Below are 21,317 nucleotides of genomic sequence, written 5' to 3' on the forward strand. Positions count from 1 at the left end.
ATTCCGGCAGGTCACGGGCGTGTCCGGGAATCGGGAAGGCGTGCGGTATGAAAAGCACACGAATGGAGCGGCGGGTGCCGGTGAACGGGTGACGGCACGTCAGCGCTCCGGCGCCGGACACGGCGGAGGCCGGTGCCCGACCAGGGGCACCGGCCTCCGCGCTGTCGCTGTCGTGTCGGCTCAGCTCACGTTGACCGCGCTCCAGGCGGCGGCCACCGCGTTGTACTCCGTGCTGCCCGCCCCGTAGAGGTCCTTGGCGGCGTTCAGGGTGGCCGTGCGGGCGCCCTTGTAGTTCGTGGAGGACGTCATGTAGACCGTCAGCGCCCGGTACCAGATCTTGCCGACCTTGTCCCGGCCGATGCCGGTGACCGTCGAGCCGTTGGACGTCGGCGAGTCGTAGCTGACCCCGTTGATGGTCTTCGCGCCGCTGCCCTCCGCGAGGAGGTACGCGAAGTGGTTGGCGACGCCCGAGGAGTAGTGGACGTCGAGGTTCCCGACCGACGAACTCCAGTAGTCCGCGGAGCTGCCGTCCTTGGACGGCTTGTCCATGAAGCGCAGGGCGGCCTTGCCGAAGCCGGAGCGGACGATCTTCTCGCCGATGAGGTAGTCACCGGTGTCGGAGGGGTTGTTCGCGTACCACTCGACCATCGTGCCGAGGATGTCGGAGGTGGCCTCGTTCAGCCCGCCGGACTCGCCCGAGTAGGTCAGCGCGGCGGTCTTGGAGGTCACGCCGTGCGACATCTCGTGCCCGGCGACGTCGAGCGCGACCAGCGGTCCGAAGGTGGTCCCGTCGCCGTCGCCGTACGTCATGCAGAAGCAACTGTCGTCCCAGAAGGCGTTGTTGTAGTTGCTGCCGTAGTGGACGCGGTTGTACGAGCCCTTGCCGTCGCCCGCGATGCCGCTGCGGCCGTGGACGTTCTTGTAGTAGTCCCAGGTCTCGTTGGTGCCGTACTGGGCGTCGACGGCGGCCGAGGAGCGGTCGGTGCCGCTGCCCGTGCCCCAGTGGTTGTCGGCGTCCGTGAACAGGGTCGCGGGGGCCCGGCTGAAGCAGATGCCGAAGAAGCACAGGTCGGTCTTGTTCTCGGCGTCACCGGTGTAGGTGTTGCCGCGCGTCGGGTCCTTCAGCTGGTACGACGACCCCGACTGGGTGGTCTCCAGCGGCACCGTCCCGCCGTACAGCGACTGGCCGTCGCCGGTGGCGGTCTCGATGCTGTCCCAGGCGTCGATCTGGGCGCCGGTGAGGGCGTCGGTCAGCACGGTCCGGGCGACCGGGTTGCCGAGCGAGTCGAGGCCGGCGGCGGTGGTCCGCCAGGCCAGCTTCGGGGTGCCGTGCAGGGCGTCGACGATCAGCTCCGGCTTGGCCTTGACCTGCTTGAGCGCCGTACCGAGGTTGGCGGCGCGCAGCGCGTTCACCGCGAGGCCGGCGGCCTTCGGGCCGGACACCCGCGGAGTGACGGAGGTCAGGGATATCGGGCTCCGCGTCGCCCGGTCGGTGCTGCGGTAACTGCCGTCGGAGGCCAGGTGGACCACGAAGTCCCCGCCGAGAACGGGGAGTCGGTGGTAGGTGCGGTCGTAGCGGACGTGCTGGGTGCCGTCCTTGTCCACGATCACGTCCCGGACGCTGGTGTCCTGGCTGGAGGTCAGCCCGAGGCCGGCGGCGTGGGCGACGAGTGCCGACGCCGCGTTCTCGATCGCGGTGGCCCTGGTCGGTCTGCTGTCGGCGTGGGCGGCGGGGGAGAGGGCGGCGGCCAGCAGGGTCGCGGTGGTGACGGCGACACCGGCGGTGGCGAGACGACGGGTTCCTCGGGCGTGCTGCCGTATCCGGCTCATCTGTCTCCTCAGGGAGGCGCCAAGCTAGGCGTGGGGGCGGCGCTGATGACGACAGAGATTTAAGAGGCCATGACATGTCATGTCCATAGCGCGTTCATGGAGATGTGTGCGGACCCGGAGGGGGTACAGAATCGTTTCCGTGATCGCTGAGGACTCCCGGCCGCTCCCGTTCTTCGTCTACGGCACCCTCCGCCCCGGCGAGGCGAACCACGACCTGTTCCTGCGGGGACGGACCACCGCGGAGGAACCGGGACGCCTCAGGGGCGCCGTGCTGTACGACGGGCCCGGCTACCCCTACGCCGTGGAGAGGCCCGGGGGAGAGGTGCGCGGCGAGCTGGTGACCGCACGGCCGGAGGCGTACGAGGACCTGCTCGCCGCCCTGGACCGGCTGGAGGAGTACGTGCCCGGCGACCCCCGCAACCTGTATGCGCGCGTCGCCCGGGACGTCGAACGCGCCGACGGCAGCGCCGTGCCGGCCTGGGTGTACCTGGCCGCCCCGCGCGTCGCCGCCCGGCTGCGCACGGCCGGTACCCCCATCGAGGGCGGCGACTGGCTCGCCCGCCGCTGAGTCAGCCCAGCAGCTTCAGCCCCTCGGGCACCTCGATGCCGAACTCCTCCTCCACCACACGACGCGCCTCCGCCTCGTCCGTCAGCTCGCGTCCGGTCACCGTGCCGTCGGCGCGGGTCTCGGTGAACCGCGGCCCGTCCAGGGCGAGATGGCGCTCGGCGGTGGTCCGCTGCAGGTAGGCACGGCGGGTGAACGGGGAACGCGGGTTGGTGCCGACGTGCCAGTTGAACACCTCGAAGTCGCTGGCGGCGAACGGCTCCAGCGTGAACGCGTACTGGCTCACCCAGTCCCGCGCCGCCGCGTCATAGGCCTGCAGCGCCCACAGCTCGAGCGGCCCGTCGTGCGGCAGGACCGCGAACCGGTGCCGGCGCCCTCCGCCCTCCGACTCCTCGCCGAGGGCCAGCGGCACCGGCTCCAGCAGCGACCCGACCGCCCCGAAGCCGACATCCGCCAGGTAGGGCCGGCTCTCGCCCGGCACCTCGACCCGCAGCATCGCATGCGTCCGCGGCCGGCTCTCCGGCAGATCGGCCCCCAGCACCACCCGCGCCGCCAGCGCGGACACACGGAACCCGAGCGCTTCCAGCGCCAGCCACAGCAGGATGTTGTGCTCGTAGCAGTAGCCGCCACGCCGGCCGTGGATCATCTTGGCCGTCAGGTCGGCGGGGCCGAGGGACGGCGCCCTGCCGGACAGTGCGTCCAGGTTCTCGAAGGGCAGGGCCAGGGCGTGCGCCAGATGCACCCCCCGCAGGGTCGCCAGGTCGGCCCGCCTGTCGCCCTCCCATCCGATACGGCCCAGATAGGCGTCGAGGTCGAACTTCTCGAAGTCGGACATGCCTCGAATCTACGCGAGCCCCACCGGCCCCAGCCGCGTCCCGGGGGCCGAACCCCGCTACTCCCTTGGTCCCAGGACCTCCACCCGCACCGCGCACGACTTGAACTCCGGCATGCGGGAGGTCGGGTCCAGGGCCGGGTTGGTGAGGGTGTTGGCGCGGCCCTCGCCCGGCCAGTGGAAGGGCATGAACACGGTGTCCGGGCGGATGGCACCGGTGATCCGCGCGGGCGCCACGGCCCGGCCCCGCCGGGAGACCACCGCGACCGGGTCGCCCTCGGCCGCGCCGAGGCGGGCCGCGAGGCGGGGGTGCAGCTCCACGAACGGGCCGGGTGCCGCCGCGTTCAGTTCCGCCACGCGCCGGGTCTGCGCCCCCGACTGGTACTGCGCCACCACGCGGCCGGTGGTCAGCAGCAGCGGGTAGTCGGCATCCGGCTCCTCCGCCGTCGCCCGATGGGTCACGGCGGCGAACCGGGCCCGGCCGTCGGCGGTCGCGAAACGGTCGAGGAAGAGCCGCGGGGTACCGGGGTGCACGACCCCGACGGGCTGCCGCGGGGCGTCCGGGCGGGCGGTTCCGGCGGGTTGTGGCGGGGCGTCCGTGGCGTCGGCTCCGGACGGCTGCGGCGGGTCCTCCGGGCACGGCCAGAACACGCCGTTCTCCTCCGCCAGGCGGCGGTAGGTGATGCCCGAGTAGTCGGCGGGGCCGCCCGCGCTCGCCCTGCGCAGTTCGCCGAAGACCTCCTCCGGGTCGGTCGGGAAGCCCTTCTCCACACCGAGGCGGGTGGCGAGGCCGTGCAGGACGTACAGGTCGCTGCGGACGCCGGGCGGGGGAGCGACCGCCTGGCGGCGCAGCAGGACCCGGCCCTCCAGGCTGGTCGTCGTGCCCGTCTCCTCCGCCCACTGCGTCACCGGCAGCACCACGTCCGCCAGCGCCGCCGTCTCCGACAGGACGACGTCCGCCACCGCGAGGAAGTCCAGCGAGCGCAGCCGTTCCTCGATGTGCGCCGCGCGCGGCGCCGACACCACCGGGTTGGAGCCCATCAGCAGCAGCGCCCGGATGTCCGTGCCGAGGGCGTCCAGGAGTTCGTAGGCGCTGCGTCCCGGCCCCGGCAGGCTGTCCGGGTCGACGCCCCACACCCCGGCCACGTGCCGCCGCGCCGCCGGGTCGTCCAGCTTGCGGTAACCGGGCAGCTGGTCGGCCTTCTGACCGTGCTCGCGCCCGCCCTGCCCGTTGCCCTGCCCGGTCAGGCAGCCGTACCCGGACAGCGGACGGCCCGCACGGCCGGTCGCCAGGCACAGGTTGATCCACGCGCCCACCGTGTCCGTGCCCTTGGACTGCTGCTCGGGCCCGCGCGCGGTGAGCACCATCGCCGACTCCGGCTCGCAGAACAGGCGCACCGCCTCACGGAGCTGGGGCACGGGCACGCCGGTTATCCGCTCCACGTACTCCGGCCAGTGCGCCATCGCCGCCGCCCGGGCCTCCTCCCAGCCGGTGGTCCGCTCCTGGATGTACGCCTCGTCCGTCCGCCCCTCGGCGACCACCAGGTGCAACAGGCCGAGGGCCAGGGCGAGATCGGTGCCGGGCCGGGGCGCCAGATGCAGGTCCGCCTGCTCGGCGGTCCGCGTCCGGCGCGGGTCCACGACGATCAGCGTGCCGCCGTTCTCCCGCAGCTCCGTGAAGAACCGCAGCGACGGCGGCATGGTCTCGGCCAGGTTCGAGCCGACGAGGATCACGCAGCCGGTGCGTGGGACGTCCTCCAGCGGGAACGGCAGCCCCCGGTCGAGCCCGAACGCCTTCGTGCCGGCCGCCGCGGCCGAGGACATGCAGAAGCGGCCGTTGTAGTCGATCTGCGAGGTGCCGAGCACCACCCGCGCGAACTTGCCGAGCGCGTACGCCTTCTCGTTGGTCAGCCCGCCCCCGCCGAACACCCCGAGCGCGTCGGCACCGTACTTTCGCCGGGTGCTCCCCAGCCGCTCGGCGATCCGGTCCAGCGCCTGCGTCCAGCTCGCCTCCACCAGCCGGCCATCGGACCGCACCAGCGGCGTGGTCAGCCGCACCGCCGGCGACAGCACCTCGGCCGCCGTACGTCCCTTGCCGCACAGCGCGCCCCGGTTCACCGGGAAGTCCGGGCGCTCGGACACCTCGACGCCCCCCTGCGGCAGGGGCGTGACGGTCATCCCGCATTGCAAGGCGCAGTACGGGCAGTGGGTGGGCGTCGAGGTGTTCGGCATGCCGCCCAGCGTGCTGCGGGCGTGTTACACCTCGTGCGGTGTCCTGTTACGGCGGTGTGCTGCCGACCTCCCCGCAGGCCGCACGGGGGCGTGAGGCTCCGCAGGACCCTCCCTCGAGCCCCCGTGGAGCACGCCTGGGGCGGCAGCGGGGGGCGCCGGCCCCGCTCCCGCCCGGTCATGGACGTGCCCCCGTCAGCACTCGTAGGCGTAGTACGGGACGTCGCCCGGTTCCAGACCGATGGTCGCGGTCGCGCCGGGCGAGATCTGGATACAGGACGGGTCGAACCCGTCGACCTCGACGCTGGCGGAGATGGTGTAGACGCAAGGCGTTGCGGATGTTCGCCCACCCGTCGCCGTAGCCGGCGAGCTTGGCGCAGCCCGGCTCCCGCGCCCCGGCCGCCGACGCGGCCGTCGCGGCGGCCGGAGCCGCGAAGAGAGCCGCCGCCACGGCGGTGACGAGGACGGTCCGAAGTCCAGCCATGAGGTGTCCTTTCCCCCTGGTCGCGGCGGCGGCCCGATCCGCCGCCACACGTGAGGGCACCATGGGTGACGGTTCGGTCACGGAGCGTTCCGTGTGTTACTCCACACGGCCGAGTGAAGTGAGCGCGTCAAGCCCGGCGCGCGAGAGCGCGGGGGCCGCGCGGAGCGGAGTCACCTGCCCGCCGCCAGCGCCCGCGCCACCCCCGGCTCCTTCGGCCCCAGGAACCGCGGGTCCGGCCGGAACACCGCGTCCAGCGCCGCCTTGCCGGCCGCGAAGACCTCCCTGGTGCCCCCGTAGTACCAGGTCGCATCATGCTTCGCGTCGACCCCGACCCCGTACGAGTCGACCCCCGCCGCCTCGCACAGCGCGACGGCCCGCCGGATGTGGAAGCCCTGGCTGATCAGCACCGCCCGGTCCACACCGAAGATCTTCTTGGCCCGCACACAGGAGTCCCAGGTGTCGAACCCGGCGTAGTCGCTGACGATCCGCGCGTCCGGCACGCCGTGCTCGGTCAGATAGGCGCGCATCGCGTCGGGCTCGTCGTAGTCCTCGCGGCTGTTGTCCCCGGTGACGAGGACGACCTCGATCCGCCCCTCCCGGTACAGCGTGGCCGCCGCGTCCAGCCGGTGCGCGAGGTACGGCGACGGCTCCCCCTCCCACAGCCCCGCCCCGAAGACGACGGCGACCTCCGTGCGCGGCACGTCCGCGGTCGTCCGCAGCCGGTCCGCCGTCGACACGTACAGCCAGGTCGACGGCAGCAGTCCCAGCACGCACCCGGCCATCACGGCCTGCACCAGCCGCCGCCGCCCGGCGCGGGTACGCGGCAGCCGCGGTCGACGGATCCTCATGGCGGCCCCCGGATTGGAAATCGAACGGTTCCGATCGAGAAGGACGCCGCCGCCCCCGATCCGGTTTCCCCTCACGTCGCGCATCCGCTCGCCGTGAAGCCATGGAAAACACCCGTGACGGCCCGGCAACGGCGGCGCAACCTCAACCCGTCAGGATCCTTGCATGACGGCGTCGCAACCTCCCCGCTCCGGGTCCCGCATCCACCTCGACAGCACGGCGCACCTCATGGAGAGCATCAGCAGCGAGCTGGCAGGCCGGCTCCGGCTCGTCTCGCCGGTCGGCCGCCGCCGCCCGGCCCCGCCGGCCCTCGTCCTGGTCGCCCACGGCAGCCGGGACCCCCGCGCGCTCGCCACCGTACGGGCCCTGATGGCACGGGTACGCGAGCTGCGCCCCGCCCTCGCCGTCCACCTGGGCCACATCGAGCTGAACGAGCCCCTGCTCCCGGACACCCTCGCCGCCCTCGGTGACACGCCCGGCGTTCTCGTCCCGCTCCTCCTCGGCCGCGGCTACCACGTCAAGCAGGACATCCCCGAGATGGCGGCCGCCGCACCGGCACGCGCCCGCGTGGCCGCCCCGCTCGGCCCGCACCCGCTCCTCGTCGACACCCTGTACGACCGCCTGGCCGAGGCCGGCTGGCCCACGGCGATGGACCCCGCCACCCGCCGCACGAGCGCGGTCGTCCTCGCCGCGGCCGGCTCCCGCGACCCCGACTCGGCGACCGACACCCGCCGCACCGCCCGCCTCCTCGCCGCCCGCCTGGGCGTCCCGGTGATCCCCGCGTACGCGTCGGCGGCGGCCCCGACCGTCCCGACGGCGCTGCGCGCACTGGCGGCCCGCGGCCGTCACCGGGTGGCCGTCGCCTCGTACTTCACGGCCCCGGGCCGCTTCGCGACCCAGTGCGCCGAGCAGGCCCCGTGGATCGCCTCGGCCCCCTTGGGCGCCCACCCCGCGATGGCCGGCCTCGTCCTGCACCGTTACGACCAGGCACGGATGACGACAGGGGCGCACCTGGCGACGGCCTAGGGGAGTTCGTTCGGATCAGCCCGGGTCCGCGACGCCCGGCACCCCCGTTCTGTCACCGCCGACGCTTAATGTCGAGTCATGGAAGGCACCGCACCCCCCGTCAGGTACGACCCGGCCGCCCTGGAACGCTGGGCCCCCGAGCCGGACAAACGCCCAGGCCGCACCGCCTTCCAACGCGACCGTGCCCGGATCCTGCACTCGGCCGCCCTGCGACGCCTCGCGGGCAAGACCCAGGTGGTCACCCCGGGAACCCGCAGCCAGGCGTGGGACGCGAGCCCCAGAACCCGGCTCACCCACTCCCTGGAATGCGCCCAGGTGGGCCGGGAGCTGGGCGCGGCCCTCGGCTGCGACCCCGACCTGGTGGAAGCCGCCTGCCTCGCCCACGACCTCGGCCACCCGCCCTTCGGCCACAACGGCGAACAGGCGCTGAACCAGTTCGCCGACGACTGCGGCGGCTTCGAGGGCAACGCCCAGTCCCTCCGGCTCCTCACCCGCATCGAGCCCAAGCGCTTCACCGAGGACCGCTCCGTCGGCCTCAACCTCACCCGTGCCGCCCTCGACGCCGCCACCAAGTACCCCTGGCCGCGCGGCGCCCACCCCACCGACCCGGCGTCCCCGAAGTTCGGTGTGTACGAGGACGACCGCCCGGTCTTCGACTGGCTCCGCGAGTCCGCCCCCGGCACCCGCACCTGCTTCGAGGCGCAGGTCATGGACTGGTCGGACGACGTGGCCTACTCGGTCCACGACGTCGAGGACGGCCTGCACGCCGGCCACATCGACCCCGGCTGCCTGCACGCCGACCCCGAGCGGCAGGCGGTGTTCGAGGTCGCCGTCGGCCGGTACGTCCCGGCGGACACCGCCCCGGCCGAACTCGCCGCCGCCCTCGACCGCCTCCAGGAACAGCAGTGGTGGCCGCACGGCTACGACGGCACGGCGGTCGCCCAGGCCCGGCTGAAGGACGCCACCAGCCAGCTCATCGGCCGGTTCTGCCTGGCCGCCGAGGGCGCCACCCGCGCCGCGTACGGCAGCGGCCCGCTCACCCGGTACGCCGCCGAACTCGTCGTACCCCGCGAGACCCGCATGGAGTGCGCGGTGCTCAAGGCGGTCGCCGACCGGTACGTGATGCAGCGCGCCGAGCAGGAGCGGCTGCGCGCCGACCAGCGGGTGATCGTCGCGGAGCTGGCCGAGGCCCTCACCGCCCGCGCGCCGGACGGCCTGGAACCGCAGTTCCGGGCGCTGTTCGACGCGGCGCCCGACGATCACGCCCGCAAGCGGGTGATCGTCGACCAGATAGCCTCCCTCACCGACACCTCCGCCAGCTCACAGCACGCGAGACTGACGAGGAATATGTGAGAGGAAAGTGCCCCCCGGTGGCCTGATCGGGTCACTCCCTCTTCCCGCAGCCCGTCGTGTGCGGGACGCTCGCATGTGGCGGCACCCTTACGAGGAGGCATCAAGTGGTCGACGCGGATCAGACATTCGTCATCGTCGGAGGCGGCCTCGCCGGCGCGAAGGCGGCCGAGACGCTCCGTGCGGAGGGTTTCACCGGCCGGGTGATACTGATCTGCGACGAGCGTGACCACCCCTACGAGCGCCCTCCGCTGTCCAAGGGCTACCTGCTCGGCAAGGAGGAGCGCGACAGCGTCTTCGTGCACGAACCCGCCTGGTACGCGCAGAACGACATCGAGCTGCACCTCGGCCAGACCGTCGACCGCATCGACCGCGTCGCGAAGACCGTCCGCTTCGGCGACGACGGCACCCTCGTCCGCTACGACAAGCTGCTCCTGGTCACCGGCGCCGAACCCCGCCGCCTCGACATCCCCGGCACCGACCTGGCGGGCGTCCACCATCTGCGCCGGCTCGCGCACGCCGAGCGCCTCAAGGGCGTGCTGGCCTCCCTCGGCCGGGACAACGGGCACATCGTGATCGCGGGCGCCGGCTGGATCGGCCTGGAGGTCGCGGCGGCGGCCCGCGAGTACGGCGCCGAGGTCACGGTGATCGAACCGGCGCCGACCCCGCTGCACGGCGCCCTGGGGCCCGAGCTGGGCAACGTCTTCGCCGAACTGCACCGCGAGCACGGCGTCCGCTTCCGCTTCGGCGTACGGCTCACCGAGATCGTCGGCCAGGACGGGATGGTCCTCGCGGCCCGCACCGACGACGGCGAGGAGCACCCGGCGCACGACGTCCTCGCGGCGATCGGCGCGGCGCCGCGGGTCTCGCTCGCGGAGGCGGCCGGGCTGGCGCTGGCCGACCGGGCGCACGGCGGCGGGATCGCGGTGGACGAACGGCTGCGGACGTCCGACCCCGACATCTACGCGGCCGGAGACGTGGCGTCCTTCCCGCTCGCCCTGTTCGACACCAGGCTCCGCGTGGAGCACTGGGCCAACGCCCTGAACGGCGGCCCGGCCGCCGCGCGCTCGATGCTCGGCAGGGACCTCGTCTACGACCGCGTGCCCTACTTCTTCACCGACCAGTACGACCTGGGGATGGAGTACAGCGGATGGGCGCCGCCGGGGTCGTACGACGAGGTGGTGCTCCGGGGCGATGCGGGAAAGCGGGAGTTCATCGCGTTCTGGGTGCGGCAGGGGCGCGTGCTGGCCGGGATGAACGTGAACGTGTGGGATGTCACAGAACAGATCCAGCAGCTCATTCGATCCGGGGCCCAGCTGAACATCGAGGCACTCTCGGACCCCCACATCCCCCTCGACAGCCTCGTCCCCCGACCCTGACGAGCACCGGCACTGTCACAGCGCCCCCGTAGAATTCACGCGTGGCAGGACGGATCAACGACGAGGACGTGAAGGCGGTACGGGACGCGGTCCCGATCGACGCCGTGGTCTCCGAGTACCTCCAGCTGCGCAACGCGGGCGGCGGCAACCTCAAGGGACTGTGCCCGTTCCACGACGAGAAGTCGCCGTCCTTCCAGGTCAGCCCCAGCAAGGGACTCTTCCACTGCTTCGGCTGCCAGGAGGGCGGGGACACCATCACCTTCGTGATGAAGGTGGACCACCTGTCCTTCTCGGAGGCGGTCGAGCGCCTCGCCGCCCAGGCCGGGATCACGCTGCGGTACGAGGAGGGCGGGTACAACCCCGCCCACCAGCGCGGCGAGCGCATCCGCCTGGTCGAGGCGCACAAGATCGCCGCCCAGTGGTACGCCGAGCAGCTCGCCACGAGCCCCGAGGCCGAGACCGGCCGGGTCTTCCTCGCCGAGCGCGGCTTCGACCAGGCCGCCGCCGTCCACTTCGGTGTCGGCTACAGCCCCCAGGGCTGGGACCACCTCACCCGCTACCTGCGCGGCAAGGGCTTCACCGACAAGGAGCTGCTGCTGTCGGGACTGTCCCAGGAGGGCCGCCGGGGTCCCATCGACCGTTTCCGGGGGCGGCTCATGTGGCCCATCCGGGACATCGGCGGCGAGGTCGTCGGCTTCGGCGCCCGCAAGCTGTACGAGGCGGACAACGGCCCGAAGTACCTGAACACGCCCGAGACGGCGATCTACAAGAAGAGCCAGGTTCTGTACGGCATCGACCTGGCGAAGAAGGAGATCGCCAAGGCCAGCAGGGCCGTCGTGGTCGAGGGCTACACCGACGTCATGGCCTGCCACCTGGCCGGCGTGCCGACGGCCATCGCGACCTGCGGCACGGCCTTCGGCGGTGAGCACATCAAGATCCTGCGCCGGCTGCTGATGGACAACGGCTCCGCCCGGGTGATCTTCACCTTCGACGGTGACGCGGCGGGCCAGAAGGCCGCCCTGCGCGCCTTCGAGGACGACCAGAAGTTCGCCGCCGAGACGTACATCGCGATCGCGCCCGACGGCATGGACCCCTGCGAACTGCGCCTGGCCAAGGGCGACGAGGCGGTCGCCGACCTGGCGGAGCCGCGCACCCCGCTGTTCGAGTTCGCGCTCCGCCAGATCGTCCGCCGCTACGACCTCGACACCCCGGCCGGCCGCGCCGCCGCCCTGGACGAGGCCGCCCCGATCGTCGCCCGCATCAAGAACAGCGGCGCCCAGCACGAGGTGGCCGTCGAACTGGCCGGCATGCTCGGCATCCTGGACACCCAGTTCGTGGTCAAGCGCGTGGCACAACTGGCGCGCTGGGCGCGCGAGCGCGGCGGCAAGGGACCGGCACCCTCGGGCCCGCAGCCGTACGAGGCCGCCCCCCGGCCCGCCACCGCGGGCCCGGCGCTCCAGCTCCGCAACCCCGTCTTCGCCACCGAGCGCGAACTCCTCAAGCTGGCGCTGCAGCGCCCCGAACTGGTCTCCCCGGCCTTCGACGCGTACGGCGTCGACGAGTTCACCGCCGCCCCCTACGCCGCCGTGCGCCAGGCCGTGCTGGACGCGGGCGGCGCCGAGTACGGCATGCAGGACCCGCAGGAGTACCTGGTCCGCGTCCGTGAGGCGGCCCCCGACGACGCGGTCCGCGCCATGGTCACGGAGCTGGCCGTGGAGGCGATCATGCGCCGGACGGTCGACGAGAACTACGCGGGCGAGCAGCTCGTGACCGTCCGCCGCCGTGCCGTGGAGCGCCGGGTGCAGGAGATCCAGATCACCGTCAGACGCCTGGAGGCGGGCGGCGATCCGGCCCAGCTCGCCGCCGTGCGGAACGAGCTGTGGGTCCTGCAGCAGTACGACCAGGCCCTAAAGACGCGGGGTGCCGCCGCCCTCTGACGACCCCTCGAACGCCGGCGTCACCGCCCGCACCAGCCGCTCGGCGAACTCCCGCTCCCGCCCGGCGAACTGCGGGTACTCGGTGACGAAGTGGTCCCACTCCACGTACCCGACGGCCTCCACGACGTCCTCCAGGAGGACGTTCTCCCGGTCGGGGTAGGGCCACTCGCCGGACAGCCGGAACACCTCCTCCAGCAGGGCGTGGGAGAGCGGCCGGCGCTCGGCGAGCAGGACGGCGTCGTAGAGGTCCTTGCCCTGCGCGTACATGTCGTCGATCAGCCACATGAGCTTCCAGGCGAGCGACAGCCCGGGCGTCGCGGCGGGCAGGACCGCACCGCCCGGCAGTTCGACGGGCTCCGGAGCCTCGGCCAGCCGCTCGTTGAAGACGAAGTCCAGCTGCACGTGGCCGCCGGGCAGCCCGGGCGCCGACCAGGGCAGCACCATCCGGCGGCCGGGCACCCGCTCGTAGGTCCAGATGTCCTCCACGACCGCGTCGCGGGCCGAGAAGCGGACCTCGCCTACCCCGGCCTCGGCGGCCGCCGCGATCCCGTGGATCATCCGGTCCGTCCGCTCCTCGTCGATCCGCCAGGAGGCCGGTACGACGACGAAGTCCAGGTCACCGGGCTCACGGGCGGCGTCCCCGAACCACACCGACATCAGCACGCTGCCCCGCAGGACCAGCGCGTCGGCCCATTCGGAACCGGCGATGGCGGCGAGCACCAGGTCCAGGGCCCGCCGCCGGGCCGTACGCCACGCCTCGCCGAGTGCCGGGTCGGCGAAGTCCGGGTCGGTGGCCCGGTAGGCGTTCTGGTACTGCTTCAGCGCCGGCTCGAAGACGGGCCGCTGCCGCACGCCGTCGCCGGACACCCAGGTCAGCGTCCTGGGCAGGTCCTTCGCCCGGCGGGTCGCCTCGTCCAGCGGCTCCCGCGGGACCTCCGTGCTCCGGCACCCGAACCCCTGCCACGTCCCGCTCATGCCCGTACCTCCCGCTCCTCGATCCATCCCTCGTCCACCGACTCGTCGCTGTCGTGGAGGACGAACTCCCGCTCCACGGACAGCACGTCGAGTCCGTCCAGCTCCGCGAGCAGCCGCTCCAGGGCCCGCCCGGCCTGCGCGCCGGAGACGTCCCGGCAGCGCTGGGTCACGAAGCGCTCGTGCCGCCCGCCCCCGTGCACCCGCCGGGCGTTCCACGACAGATGGGCGCCGTGCGGCACGACCCGGGCGGCCAGGGCGTCGAGGTCGGTCCCGGCGTCCAGCCGCAGCTTCACGTGGTGCTCGAAGTACTGCCCGCCCCCGCACGGCCCGTCCGGCACCTCCGGTGCCCAGGGAGCCGACTCGGTCTTCACCCGCACCGGCAGGAAGCCGTCCGCCCGCAGGGCCGCCACGGTCCGCGCCGCACGCGCCGCCTGCTCGGCGTACGACGCCGAGCCCGCGAGGGTGAGCATCGGCTGCCGCCGCATCCGGCCGCGGGCCAGCTCGATGTGCGTGAGCTTCAGCCCGGCCGGCTCCGCCCAGCCGCGCAGCCGCTCCGTCTCGGCGGGATCGTCACAACGGACAGTCACATGGGTTTCGTACACAAGTCCGGACACCGGGAAATCCTCCCAGATCAGGGCCGGCCAGAACGTCCGGTTTTCCGGCCCGGATCACCAGCCGGTCACGGGTCGGACGCAAAAAGTCACCGCACGCCCCTCGTGGCGGGGTTGTGTCGTACTCCACACTGGGTGCGGTGCCCGAGTCCTCGGAGCGCAGGCCGTCGACTCTCCGCTCCCGAAGTACCGCTGCCGCACACCTTCAGCAGCGATCATCCTGGAGGTCGCCCCCGTGCAGACCCAGACCCTCACCCAGACCGACAGCAGCATCGGCGCCACCGCGGACGAGCCGGACGCGGAGCCGGACGTCCTCGCCGCCGTGCCCCCGCAGAGCCGTGCCGCCCTGCACCCGGAGGCGGTGCCCGCAGAGCCGGGGGAGCCGCCCGCCGAGGCGCTCGCGGAGGAACCCGAAGAGCCGGGGGAGCCCGGGGAGATCGAGGAGGCCGTCGAGCCTGTCGAGGCCGTCGCGGCCCGGGCCGCCGCCCGAGCCGACTCCAGCGGCCCTTCGGCCGATCTGTTCCGCCAGTACCTGCGCGAGATCGGCCGCATCCCGCTGCTCACCGCCGCCGAGGAGGTCGAACTCGCCCGCCGGGTCGAGGCCGGCCTGTTCGCCGAGGAGAAGCTGAGCAACACCCCGGACCTGGACAGCCAGTTGGCGGGCGACCTGGACCGGCTCGTGGTCATGGGCCGGATGGCCAAGCGCCGGCTCATCGAGGCCAACCTGCGTCTCGTGGTCTCCGTCGCCAAGCGGTACGTCGGCCGCGGCCTGACCATGCTGGACCTCGTCCAGGAGGGCAACCTCGGGCTGATCCGCGCGGTGGAGAAGTTCGACTACGCGCGCGGCTACAAGTTCTCCACCTATGCCACCTGGTGGATCCGCCAGGCGATGTCCCGGGCCCTGGCCGACCAGGCCCGTACCATCCGCGTCCCGGTCCATGTCGTGGAGCTGATCAACCGGGTCGTCCGCGTCCAGCGCCGCATGCTCCAGGAGCGGGGCTACGAGCCGGCTCCCGAAGAGGTCGCCGCCCACCTGGACCTGGCGCCGGAGCGGGTCGGCGAGGTGCTGCGCCTCGCCCAGGAGCCGGTGTCGCTGCACGCCCCGGTCGGCGAGGAGGAGGACGTGGCCCTCGGTGACCTCATCGAGGACGGCGATGCGGCGAGCCCGGTCGAATCGGCCGCGTTCCTGCTGCTGCGCGAGCACCTGGACGCGGTCCTGTCCACGCTCGGCGAACGCGAACGCAAGGTCGTCCAGCTCCGTTACGGACTGGTCGACGGCCGTCCCCGCACGCTGGAGGAGATAGGCCGCATCTTCGGCGTGACGAGGGAACGGATACGGCAGATCGAGTCCAAGACCCTCAACAAGCTCAGGGACCACGCCTTCGCGGACCAGCTGAGGGGTTACCTGGACTGAACGGTCGTGGCCGCCCGGCCGCGGGCGGTCGTGCGGCCGGGACGGCACGGGTGGGCGCAGCGGCGCCCCGCAGGCGCGGGTGAGCGACACCCACTCCGTGCCCGGCCCCGGCGCCGGGGCCGCGAACTCAGTCGACCTCGGCGACCGCCTGCGCGAACTGCGCCTGGTACAGCCGCGCGTACGCGCCCTCCGCTACCAGCAGCTCCGCATGCGCGCCCTGCTCGACGATGGACCCGTTCTCCATCACGAGGATCGTGTCCGCGTCCCGGATCGTCGACAGCCGGTGCGCGATCACGAACGACGTCCGCCCGGCCGCCAGTTTGGCCATCGCCTTCTGGATCAGCACCTCCGTGCGGGTGTCCACGGAACTCGTCGCCTCGTCCAGCACCAGGATCACCGGGTCGGACAGGAACGCCCGCGCGATGGTGATGAGCTGCTTCTCACCGGCGCTGACCCCCGTGCCCTCGTCGTCGATCACGGTGTCGTAGCCGTCGGGCAGGGTCCGGACGAACCGGTCGGCGTGCGCGGCCCGCGCGGCCTCCTCGATCTCGCCCCGGGTGACCTCCCGCGCGGCGCCGTACGCGATGTTCTCCGCGATGGTGCCGCCGAACAGCCAGGTGTCCTGGAGCACCATGCCGATCCCGGACCGCAGTTCGTCCCGGGACATCTTCCGGATGTCCACCCCGTCGAGGGTGATCCGCCCGCCGGAGACGTCGTAGAACCGCATCAGGAGGTTGACCAGCGTGGTCTTGCCCGCGCCGGTCGGGCCGACGATGGCGACCGTCTCCCCGGGCTCCACCGTGAGCGAGAGGTCCTCGATGAGCGGCTTCTCCGGGTCGTACCGGAACGACACCTGCTCCAGCCGCACCCGCCCGCGCAGTTCCTGCGGCCGCTCGCCCGGTACCGGATCCGCCTCCTGCTCCTCCGCGTCCAGGAGTTCGAAGATCCGCTCGGCCGAGGCGACGCCGGACTGCACCAGGTTCGCCATCGACGCTACCTGTGTCAGCGGCATCGAGAACTGCCGCGAGTACTGGATGAACGCCTGGACATCACCGATGGACAGGGTGCCGGACGCGACCCGGAGGCCGCCGACGACCGCCACCAGCACGTAGTTGATGTTCGAGACGAACATCATCAGCGGCTGCATCACACCGCTGTTGAACTGCGCCTTGAACCCCGCCTCGTACAGCGCCTGGTTCTGCTCGGCGAACTGCCTCGCCGACTCCTCCTGCCGCCCGAACACCTTCACCAGGGTGTGCCCGGTGTACATCTCCTCGACATGGGCGTTGAGCTGGCCCGTGGTGCGCCACTGCTGCACGAAGTGCGGCTGCGACCGCTTGCCGACCCGGGTGGCCACCACGAACGACAGCGGCACCGTGGCGAGGGCGACCAGCGCGAGGATCCAGGAGACCCAGAACATCATCACGAGCACGCCGACGATGGTCAGCACCGAGTTGATCAGCTGCCCCATCGACTGCTGGAGCGTCTGCCCGATGTTGTCGATGTCGTTGGTGGCGCGGGACAGCACCTCGCCGCGCCGGCGCTTGTCGAAGTACGACAGCGGCAGCCGCGACAGCTTCGTCTGCACGTCCTCGCGCAGCCGGTACATGGTCCGGTTCACGGCCCGGTTGGTCAGCCTGGTCGCGACGGCCATCAGCAGGCCGGCGAGCAGGAACGTACCGAGCGCGAGCAGCAGGACGTTCCCGACGGCACCGAAGTCGATGCCCTGGCCGGGCGTGAAGTCGGTGCTCTTGAGCATGTCCGCCATCTGCCCCTGGCCGTGCTCGTGCATCGACCGGAGCACCTGCTCCTTGCTGGCCCCGGCCGGCATCTGCCGGCCGATGATGCCGGCGAAGACCAGGTCGGTGGCCCGGCCGAGGATCTTCGGGCCGATCACGCTCAGGCCCACGCTGACGACCGTGCAGAACAGCAGGCCGTAGAGGGTGACCCGTTCGGGCCTGAACTGGGCGACGAGCCGTTTGCCCGACCCCTTGAAGTCCATCGAGCGCTGGTCGGGGCCGCCCCCGGCCATCATGCGTCCCATGGGCCCGGACATCAGGCGGCCTCCGCTTCCGTCAGCTGGGAGAGCACGATCTCCCGGTAGGTCTCGTTGGACGCCATCAGCTCGTGGTGCCGGCCGGAGCCGACGACCCGGCCCTCGTCCAGCACGATGATCCTGTCGGCGTCCCGAATGGTCGCCACCCGCTGGGCGACGATGACGACGGTCGCCTCGGCGGTCTCCTCGGAGAGCGCGCCGCGCAGCGCGGCGTCCGTGGCGTAGTCGAGCGCGGAGAAGGAGTCGTCGAAGAGGTAGATCTCCGGGCGCTGCACCAGCGTGCGGGCGATGGCGAGGCGCTGGCGCTGACCGCCCGACACGTTCGTGCCGCCCTGCGCGATCGGGGCGTCGAGTCCGCCCTCCAGCTTGCTGACGAAGTCCTTGGCCTGCGCCACCTCCAGCGCGTGCCACAGCTCCTCGTCGGTGGCGTCCGGATGGCCGTAGCGCAGATTGGTGGCGACCGTGCCCGCGAACAGGTACGGCTTCTGCGGCACGAGCCCGACCGTCCGCGCCAGCAGCTCCGGCTCGACGTCGCGCACGTCCACGCCGTCGACCAGCACCTCGCCCTCGGAGGCGTCGAACAGCCTGGGGACGAGCCCGAGCAGCGTCGACTTGCCGCTGCCGGTGGAGCCGATCACGGCCGTCGTCTCACCCGGCCGGGCCGCCAGGTCGATCCCCTTCAGCACCGGCTCCTCGGCACCCGGATACCGGAAGCCCGCGCCCCGGATCTCCAGATGACCGTGCCGGCGCAGCTCGGTGACCGGTGCCACCGGCGGCACCACGCTGGAGTCGGTTCCCAGCACGTCCTCGATGCGCTCGGCGCACACCTCCGCGCGCGGCACCATCATGAACATGAAGGTGGCCATCATCACAGACATGACAATCTGCATCAGATAGGCGAGAAACGCCGTCAGATCACCGATCGCCATCCCGCCGCTGTCGATCCGGTGGGCGCCGAACCACACCACCGCGATCGACGACAGGTTCACCACCGTCATGACGATCGGGAACATCAGCGCGAGCATCCGGCCGGTGGCCAGCTGCATCTCGGTCAGCTCGCCGTTGGCCTTCCCGAACCGGCCCTGCTCGTACTCGTCCCGCACGAAGGCGCGGATCACTCGGTTGCCGGTGATCTGCTCACGCAGCACCCGGTTCACCGTGTCGAGCCGGACCTGCATCGTCCGGAACAGCGGCCGCAGCCGGCGCACGATCAGCGTCACACAGATGCCGAGCACCGGGACGACCGCGACCAGCACCGCGGACAGCGGCACGTCGAGACCGAGGGCGAGCACGATGCCGCCGACACACATGATGGGCGCCGACACCATCAGCGTGAACGTCATCAGGGCCAGCATCTGGACCTGCTGTACGTCGTTCGTCGTACGGGTGATGAGCGAGGGCGCCCCGAAGTGACCCACCTCACGGGCGGAGAAGGACTGCACCCGGTCGAAGACCGCGCCGCGCACGTCCCGGCCGAGCGCCGAGGCGGTCCGGGCGCCGTAGTACACGGCACCGACGTTGCACACCACCTGCACCAGCGAGATGCCGATCATCAGGGCGCCGAAGGACAGGATGTAACCCGTGTCCCCCTTCACGACACCGTTGTCGATGATGTCCGCGTTCAGCGTGGGCAGGTAGAGGGTGGCGCAGGTCTGCAGGAACTGCAGCAGCACCAGGAAGGCGATGGGTTTCTTATAGGGCCTGAGATAGGTCCGCAGAAGTCGTATGAGCACGCTACGTCTCTCGGAGTCGGCGGGAGGAGGGGCGGGGGTATGCCCTTGGCCCCTATCGTCGAACACTCCACCCGCGTTACCTCAACCGATTAACCCAACAGCGGCACACGGGCGCGCTCACGGGTGCGCGTGCGCCGCGGCCCTACTGCTGGAACGCCCCGGGATGGGTCTGCTCCCGCACCGCCGTGAACTGCTGCCGCACCGCCTGCCCCACCGCCAGCTCCTCGCCCGGCTCCAGCACCTGCGCCGCCGCGCCCTGCCAGGCCGGCGGGGTGCGCGGGTCGAGTGTGCCCTGCGACACGCCGAGCGCCCACGCGGCCTGCCGGGCCGCGCCGATCGCCGCGTAGTCCGCGGGCTGCGGTACGACGACCTGCGTCCCGAACAGCGAGGGCGCCGCGGCCTGCACGGCGGGCAGCTCGGCGGCCGGGCCGAGCAGGAAGATCCGCCGCACGTCCACGCCCCGCCCGCGCAGCACGTCCAGCGCGTCGGCGAGCCCGCACAGCATGCCCTCGAACGCGGCGCGCGCCAGGTGCTCGGGCTTCATCGACTCGCGGCGCAGCCCGGCGAGCGTCCCCGCGGTGTGCGGCAGATTCGGCGTCCGCTCGCCCTCCAGGTAGGGCAGCAGCACCAGCCCGTGGGAGCCCGGCGTGGACTTCATCGCCAGCTCGGACAGGCTCTCCAGATCCGGCAGCCCGAGGAGTTCGGCGGCCCCGCGCAGGGTCCGTACGGCGTTCAGCGTGGTGACGACCGGCAGGTGCATCCCGGTGGCGTCGGCGAGGGAAGTGATCATCCCGGACTGGTCGGCGAGCGCCTCCGGGTGCACGGCCATCACGGACCCGGACGCCCCCAGGGACACGACCGCGTCCCCGAGCCCGATACCGAGACCGAACGCGGCGGCCATGGTCTCCCCGGTCCCGGCCGAGATCAGCAGCCCCTCCGGGGTCGTCCCGGCCGCGTCCGCCGGGCCGATCACCTCGGGCAGGATCGCCTGGTGCCCGAGGGCCAGCTCGACCAGGTCGGGCCGGTAGGCGCCGGTGGCCGCGGACCAGTACCCGGTGCCCGAGGCGCCACCGCGGTCGGTGGTCCGCCGCACGGGCCGCCCGAGCAGCTGCCACACCAGCCAGTCGTGGGCCTGGAGCAGTACGGCCGTGCGCAGCGCGTTCTCGGGTTCGTTCTTGGCGAGCCAGCGCAGCTTGGTGACGGGCTGGGCGGCCTGCGGCACGCTGCCGACCGCCTGCGCCCAGGCCTCCCGGCCGCCCAGCGCGTCGACCAGGTCGGCCGCCGCGACCTGCGCCCGCTTGTCGCCGCCGGTCAGCGCCGGGCGCACGGTGTTGCCCTGGGCGTCCAGCGGGACCAGCGCGTTTTGCTGCGCGGACACGCCGATGGCCTGTACGCCCTCGAGCAGGCCGCCCCCCGCGGCCTCGCCCAGGGACAGCAGCCAGGCCTGCGGGTCGACGTCGCTCGGGCGTCCCTCGATCGGATGCGGGGCATACCCCTGCCTGAGCACGGCACCCGTGTCCGAATCGCAGACCACGATGCGCGTGAAGTCCGGTGAGCTGTCCAAGCCGGCGACTATCCCCATGCTGAGAATTTTGCCGTACCGCCGCGCCTGCTTCGGCCGAGGGCGCCCGGTCGTCGTCCCCGGGCGGTCGCCGGCGGGCGCGCCTAGGTGTTGCTGGTGCCCCAGTCGTCCTCCGGCGTTCCGTTGATGTTGCGCTCCCGCAGGGTGCGGACGCGCTGGGCCACCGAGGCCGGGACATGGTCACCGACCTTGTCGCTGACCGTGTGGAAGGCCTTGCCGGCGTAGACGCGGCCCTGCTGGGCGGCGGTCTCGGCGGTGTTGCGGACGGCGGGGTTCTGCGCGATCTGCTGAGCGGACTTCTTCAGCTGCTCGTAGCGCTCGCGACCGGCCCTCGTGCCGAGTACGTAACCGAGGGCCAGTCCGGCGACGAACGTGAGCCGGTAGCGCATGGCGGCCACCCTTCCCTTGCCTAGGTCTTTGGTGCGGCGTCGGCGCCGGGGGTACCGATTGGCGGAGCACCCCCCTGCT

General features: G+C 72.3%; 15 protein-coding genes and 1 pseudogene. 6 read left to right on the top strand and 10 right to left on the bottom strand.

Features of this window, described 5'->3' with window-relative positions:
* Positions 1 to 180 precede the first annotated feature (180 nt).
* The gene (locus ACZ5CW_RS18065; RefSeq protein WP_468602325.1) at positions 181 to 1,830 is read right to left on the bottom strand and encodes a M4 family metallopeptidase; all 1,650 of its coding nucleotides are present in this window, start codon (positions 1,828 to 1,830) and stop codon (positions 181 to 183) included.
* Positions 1,831 to 1,969: 139 nt separating this feature from the next.
* Here ACZ5CW_RS18065 and ACZ5CW_RS18070 point away from each other — a divergent pair, with 139 nt between their 5' ends.
* The gene (locus tag ACZ5CW_RS18070; RefSeq protein WP_468602327.1) at positions 1,970 to 2,398 is read left to right on the top strand and encodes a gamma-glutamylcyclotransferase family protein; all 429 of its coding nucleotides are present in this window, start codon (positions 1,970 to 1,972) and stop codon (positions 2,396 to 2,398) included.
* Position 2,399: 1 nt separating this feature from the next.
* Here the strand turns inward: ACZ5CW_RS18070 and ACZ5CW_RS18075 are convergent, their stop codons facing one another.
* From ACZ5CW_RS18075 to ACZ5CW_RS18085, 3 genes are all read right to left on the bottom strand, one after another.
* Positions 2,400 to 3,230, bottom strand: coding sequence for an arylamine N-acetyltransferase family protein (locus ACZ5CW_RS18075; protein WP_468602329.1), 831 nt, complete (start codon positions 3,228 to 3,230; stop codon positions 2,400 to 2,402).
* Positions 3,231 to 3,287: 57 nt separating this feature from the next.
* Complete coding sequence (locus ACZ5CW_RS18080; RefSeq protein WP_468602332.1) at positions 3,288 to 5,459, bottom strand: molybdopterin oxidoreductase family protein; 2,172 nt, start codon at positions 5,457 to 5,459, stop codon at positions 3,288 to 3,290.
* 651 nt (positions 5,460 to 6,110) lie between these two features.
* The gene (locus tag ACZ5CW_RS18085) at positions 6,111 to 6,788 is read right to left on the bottom strand and encodes a SanA/YdcF family protein (protein ID WP_468602334.1); all 678 of its coding nucleotides are present in this window, start codon (positions 6,786 to 6,788) and stop codon (positions 6,111 to 6,113) included.
* A gap of 163 nt (positions 6,789 to 6,951) precedes the next feature.
* On the opposite strand from ACZ5CW_RS18085, the gene ACZ5CW_RS18090 reads away from it, so the two are divergent.
* From ACZ5CW_RS18090 to dnaG, 4 genes are all read left to right on the top strand, one after another.
* Positions 6,952 to 7,812, top strand: coding sequence for a sirohydrochlorin chelatase (locus ACZ5CW_RS18090; protein ID WP_468602336.1), 861 nt, complete (start codon positions 6,952 to 6,954; stop codon positions 7,810 to 7,812).
* Positions 7,813 to 7,890: 78 nt separating this feature from the next.
* Entirely contained in the window at positions 7,891 to 9,165 is a 1,275-nt protein-coding gene (locus tag ACZ5CW_RS18095; RefSeq protein ID WP_468602338.1) for a deoxyguanosinetriphosphate triphosphohydrolase, read from the top strand.
* A gap of 104 nt (positions 9,166 to 9,269) precedes the next feature.
* A complete protein-coding gene (locus tag ACZ5CW_RS18100) occupies positions 9,270 to 10,541 on the top strand; it encodes an NAD(P)/FAD-dependent oxidoreductase (protein WP_468602340.1) in 1,272 nt (423 codons plus the stop codon).
* Between the two features lie 41 nt (positions 10,542 to 10,582).
* Positions 10,583 to 12,478: a DNA primase gene (gene dnaG, locus ACZ5CW_RS18105; protein WP_468602342.1), complete on the top strand. Its 1,896-nt coding sequence runs from the start codon at positions 10,583 to 10,585 to the stop codon at positions 12,476 to 12,478.
* On the opposite strand, the gene ACZ5CW_RS18110 is transcribed toward dnaG, so the two are convergent.
* Together ACZ5CW_RS18110 and ACZ5CW_RS18115 are read right to left on the bottom strand one after the other, a co-directional pair.
* Complete coding sequence (locus ACZ5CW_RS18110) at positions 12,449 to 13,453, bottom strand: nucleotidyl transferase AbiEii/AbiGii toxin family protein (RefSeq protein ID WP_468602344.1); 1,005 nt, start codon at positions 13,451 to 13,453, stop codon at positions 12,449 to 12,451. The genes dnaG and ACZ5CW_RS18110 overlap by 30 nt on opposite strands.
* Positions 13,450 to 14,040 carry a hypothetical protein gene (locus tag ACZ5CW_RS18115; protein WP_468602346.1) on the bottom strand — a complete coding sequence of 197 codons (591 nt, stop codon included), beginning with the start codon at positions 14,038 to 14,040 and terminating at the stop codon, positions 13,450 to 13,452. Before ACZ5CW_RS18115 ends, ACZ5CW_RS18110 begins: the two co-directional genes overlap by 4 nt.
* A 216-nt stretch (positions 14,041 to 14,256) precedes the next feature.
* On the opposite strand from ACZ5CW_RS18115, the pseudogene ACZ5CW_RS18120 reads away from it, so the two are divergent.
* A pseudogene (locus ACZ5CW_RS18120) lies at positions 14,257 to 15,478 on the top strand (RNA polymerase sigma factor).
* A 127-nt stretch (positions 15,479 to 15,605) separates the two neighbouring features.
* Here the strand turns inward: ACZ5CW_RS18120 and ACZ5CW_RS18125 are convergent.
* From ACZ5CW_RS18125 to ACZ5CW_RS18140, 4 genes are all read right to left on the bottom strand, one after another.
* Positions 15,606 to 17,534, bottom strand: a complete 1,929-nt coding sequence (locus ACZ5CW_RS18125) for an ABC transporter ATP-binding protein (RefSeq protein WP_468602348.1) — start codon at positions 17,532 to 17,534, stop codon at positions 15,606 to 15,608.
* A complete protein-coding gene (locus ACZ5CW_RS18130; protein ID WP_468602350.1) occupies positions 17,534 to 19,267 on the bottom strand; it encodes an ABC transporter ATP-binding protein in 1,734 nt (577 codons plus the stop codon). The genes ACZ5CW_RS18125 and ACZ5CW_RS18130 overlap by 1 nt, the downstream gene beginning before the upstream one ends.
* A gap of 142 nt (positions 19,268 to 19,409) precedes the next feature.
* Complete coding sequence (locus tag ACZ5CW_RS18135; protein WP_468602352.1) at positions 19,410 to 20,849, bottom strand: FGGY family carbohydrate kinase; 1,440 nt, start codon at positions 20,847 to 20,849, stop codon at positions 19,410 to 19,412.
* A gap of 83 nt (positions 20,850 to 20,932) precedes the next feature.
* Positions 20,933 to 21,238: a YtxH domain-containing protein gene (locus tag ACZ5CW_RS18140; protein WP_468602354.1), complete on the bottom strand. Its 306-nt coding sequence runs from the start codon at positions 21,236 to 21,238 to the stop codon at positions 20,933 to 20,935.
* Positions 21,239 to 21,317 lie beyond the last annotated feature (79 nt).

The sequence above is a fragment of the Streptomyces sp. NPDC031379 genome (assembly GCF_055569615.1).

What these genes read in the sequence shown, in the direction of transcription:
- ACZ5CW_RS18140 (WP_468602354.1), bottom strand. Translation starts at nt 21,238, where the DNA reads ATGCGCTACCGGCTCACGTTCGTCGCCGGACTGGCCCTCGGTTACGTA.
- ACZ5CW_RS18095 (WP_468602338.1), top strand. Translation starts at nt 7,891, where the DNA reads ATGGAAGGCACCGCACCCCCCGTCAGGTACGACCCGGCCGCCCTGGAA.
- ACZ5CW_RS18080 (WP_468602332.1), bottom strand. Translation starts at nt 5,459, where the DNA reads ATGCCGAACACCTCGACGCCCACCCACTGCCCGTACTGCGCCTTGCAA.
- ACZ5CW_RS18075 (WP_468602329.1), bottom strand. Translation starts at nt 3,230, where the DNA reads ATGTCCGACTTCGAGAAGTTCGACCTCGACGCCTATCTGGGCCGTATC.
- ACZ5CW_RS18135 (WP_468602352.1), bottom strand. Translation starts at nt 20,849, where the DNA reads ATGGGGATAGTCGCCGGCTTGGACAGCTCACCGGACTTCACGCGCATC.
- ACZ5CW_RS18125 (WP_468602348.1), bottom strand. Translation starts at nt 17,534, where the DNA reads ATGTCCGGGCCCATGGGACGCATGATGGCCGGGGGCGGCCCCGACCAG.
- ACZ5CW_RS18090 (WP_468602336.1), top strand. Translation starts at nt 6,952, where the DNA reads ATGACGGCGTCGCAACCTCCCCGCTCCGGGTCCCGCATCCACCTCGAC.
- ACZ5CW_RS18110 (WP_468602344.1), bottom strand. Translation starts at nt 13,453, where the DNA reads ATGAGCGGGACGTGGCAGGGGTTCGGGTGCCGGAGCACGGAGGTCCCG.
- ACZ5CW_RS18065 (WP_468602325.1), bottom strand. Translation starts at nt 1,830, where the DNA reads ATGAGCCGGATACGGCAGCACGCCCGAGGAACCCGTCGTCTCGCCACC.
- ACZ5CW_RS18085 (WP_468602334.1), bottom strand. Translation starts at nt 6,788, where the DNA reads ATGAGGATCCGTCGACCGCGGCTGCCGCGTACCCGCGCCGGGCGGCGG.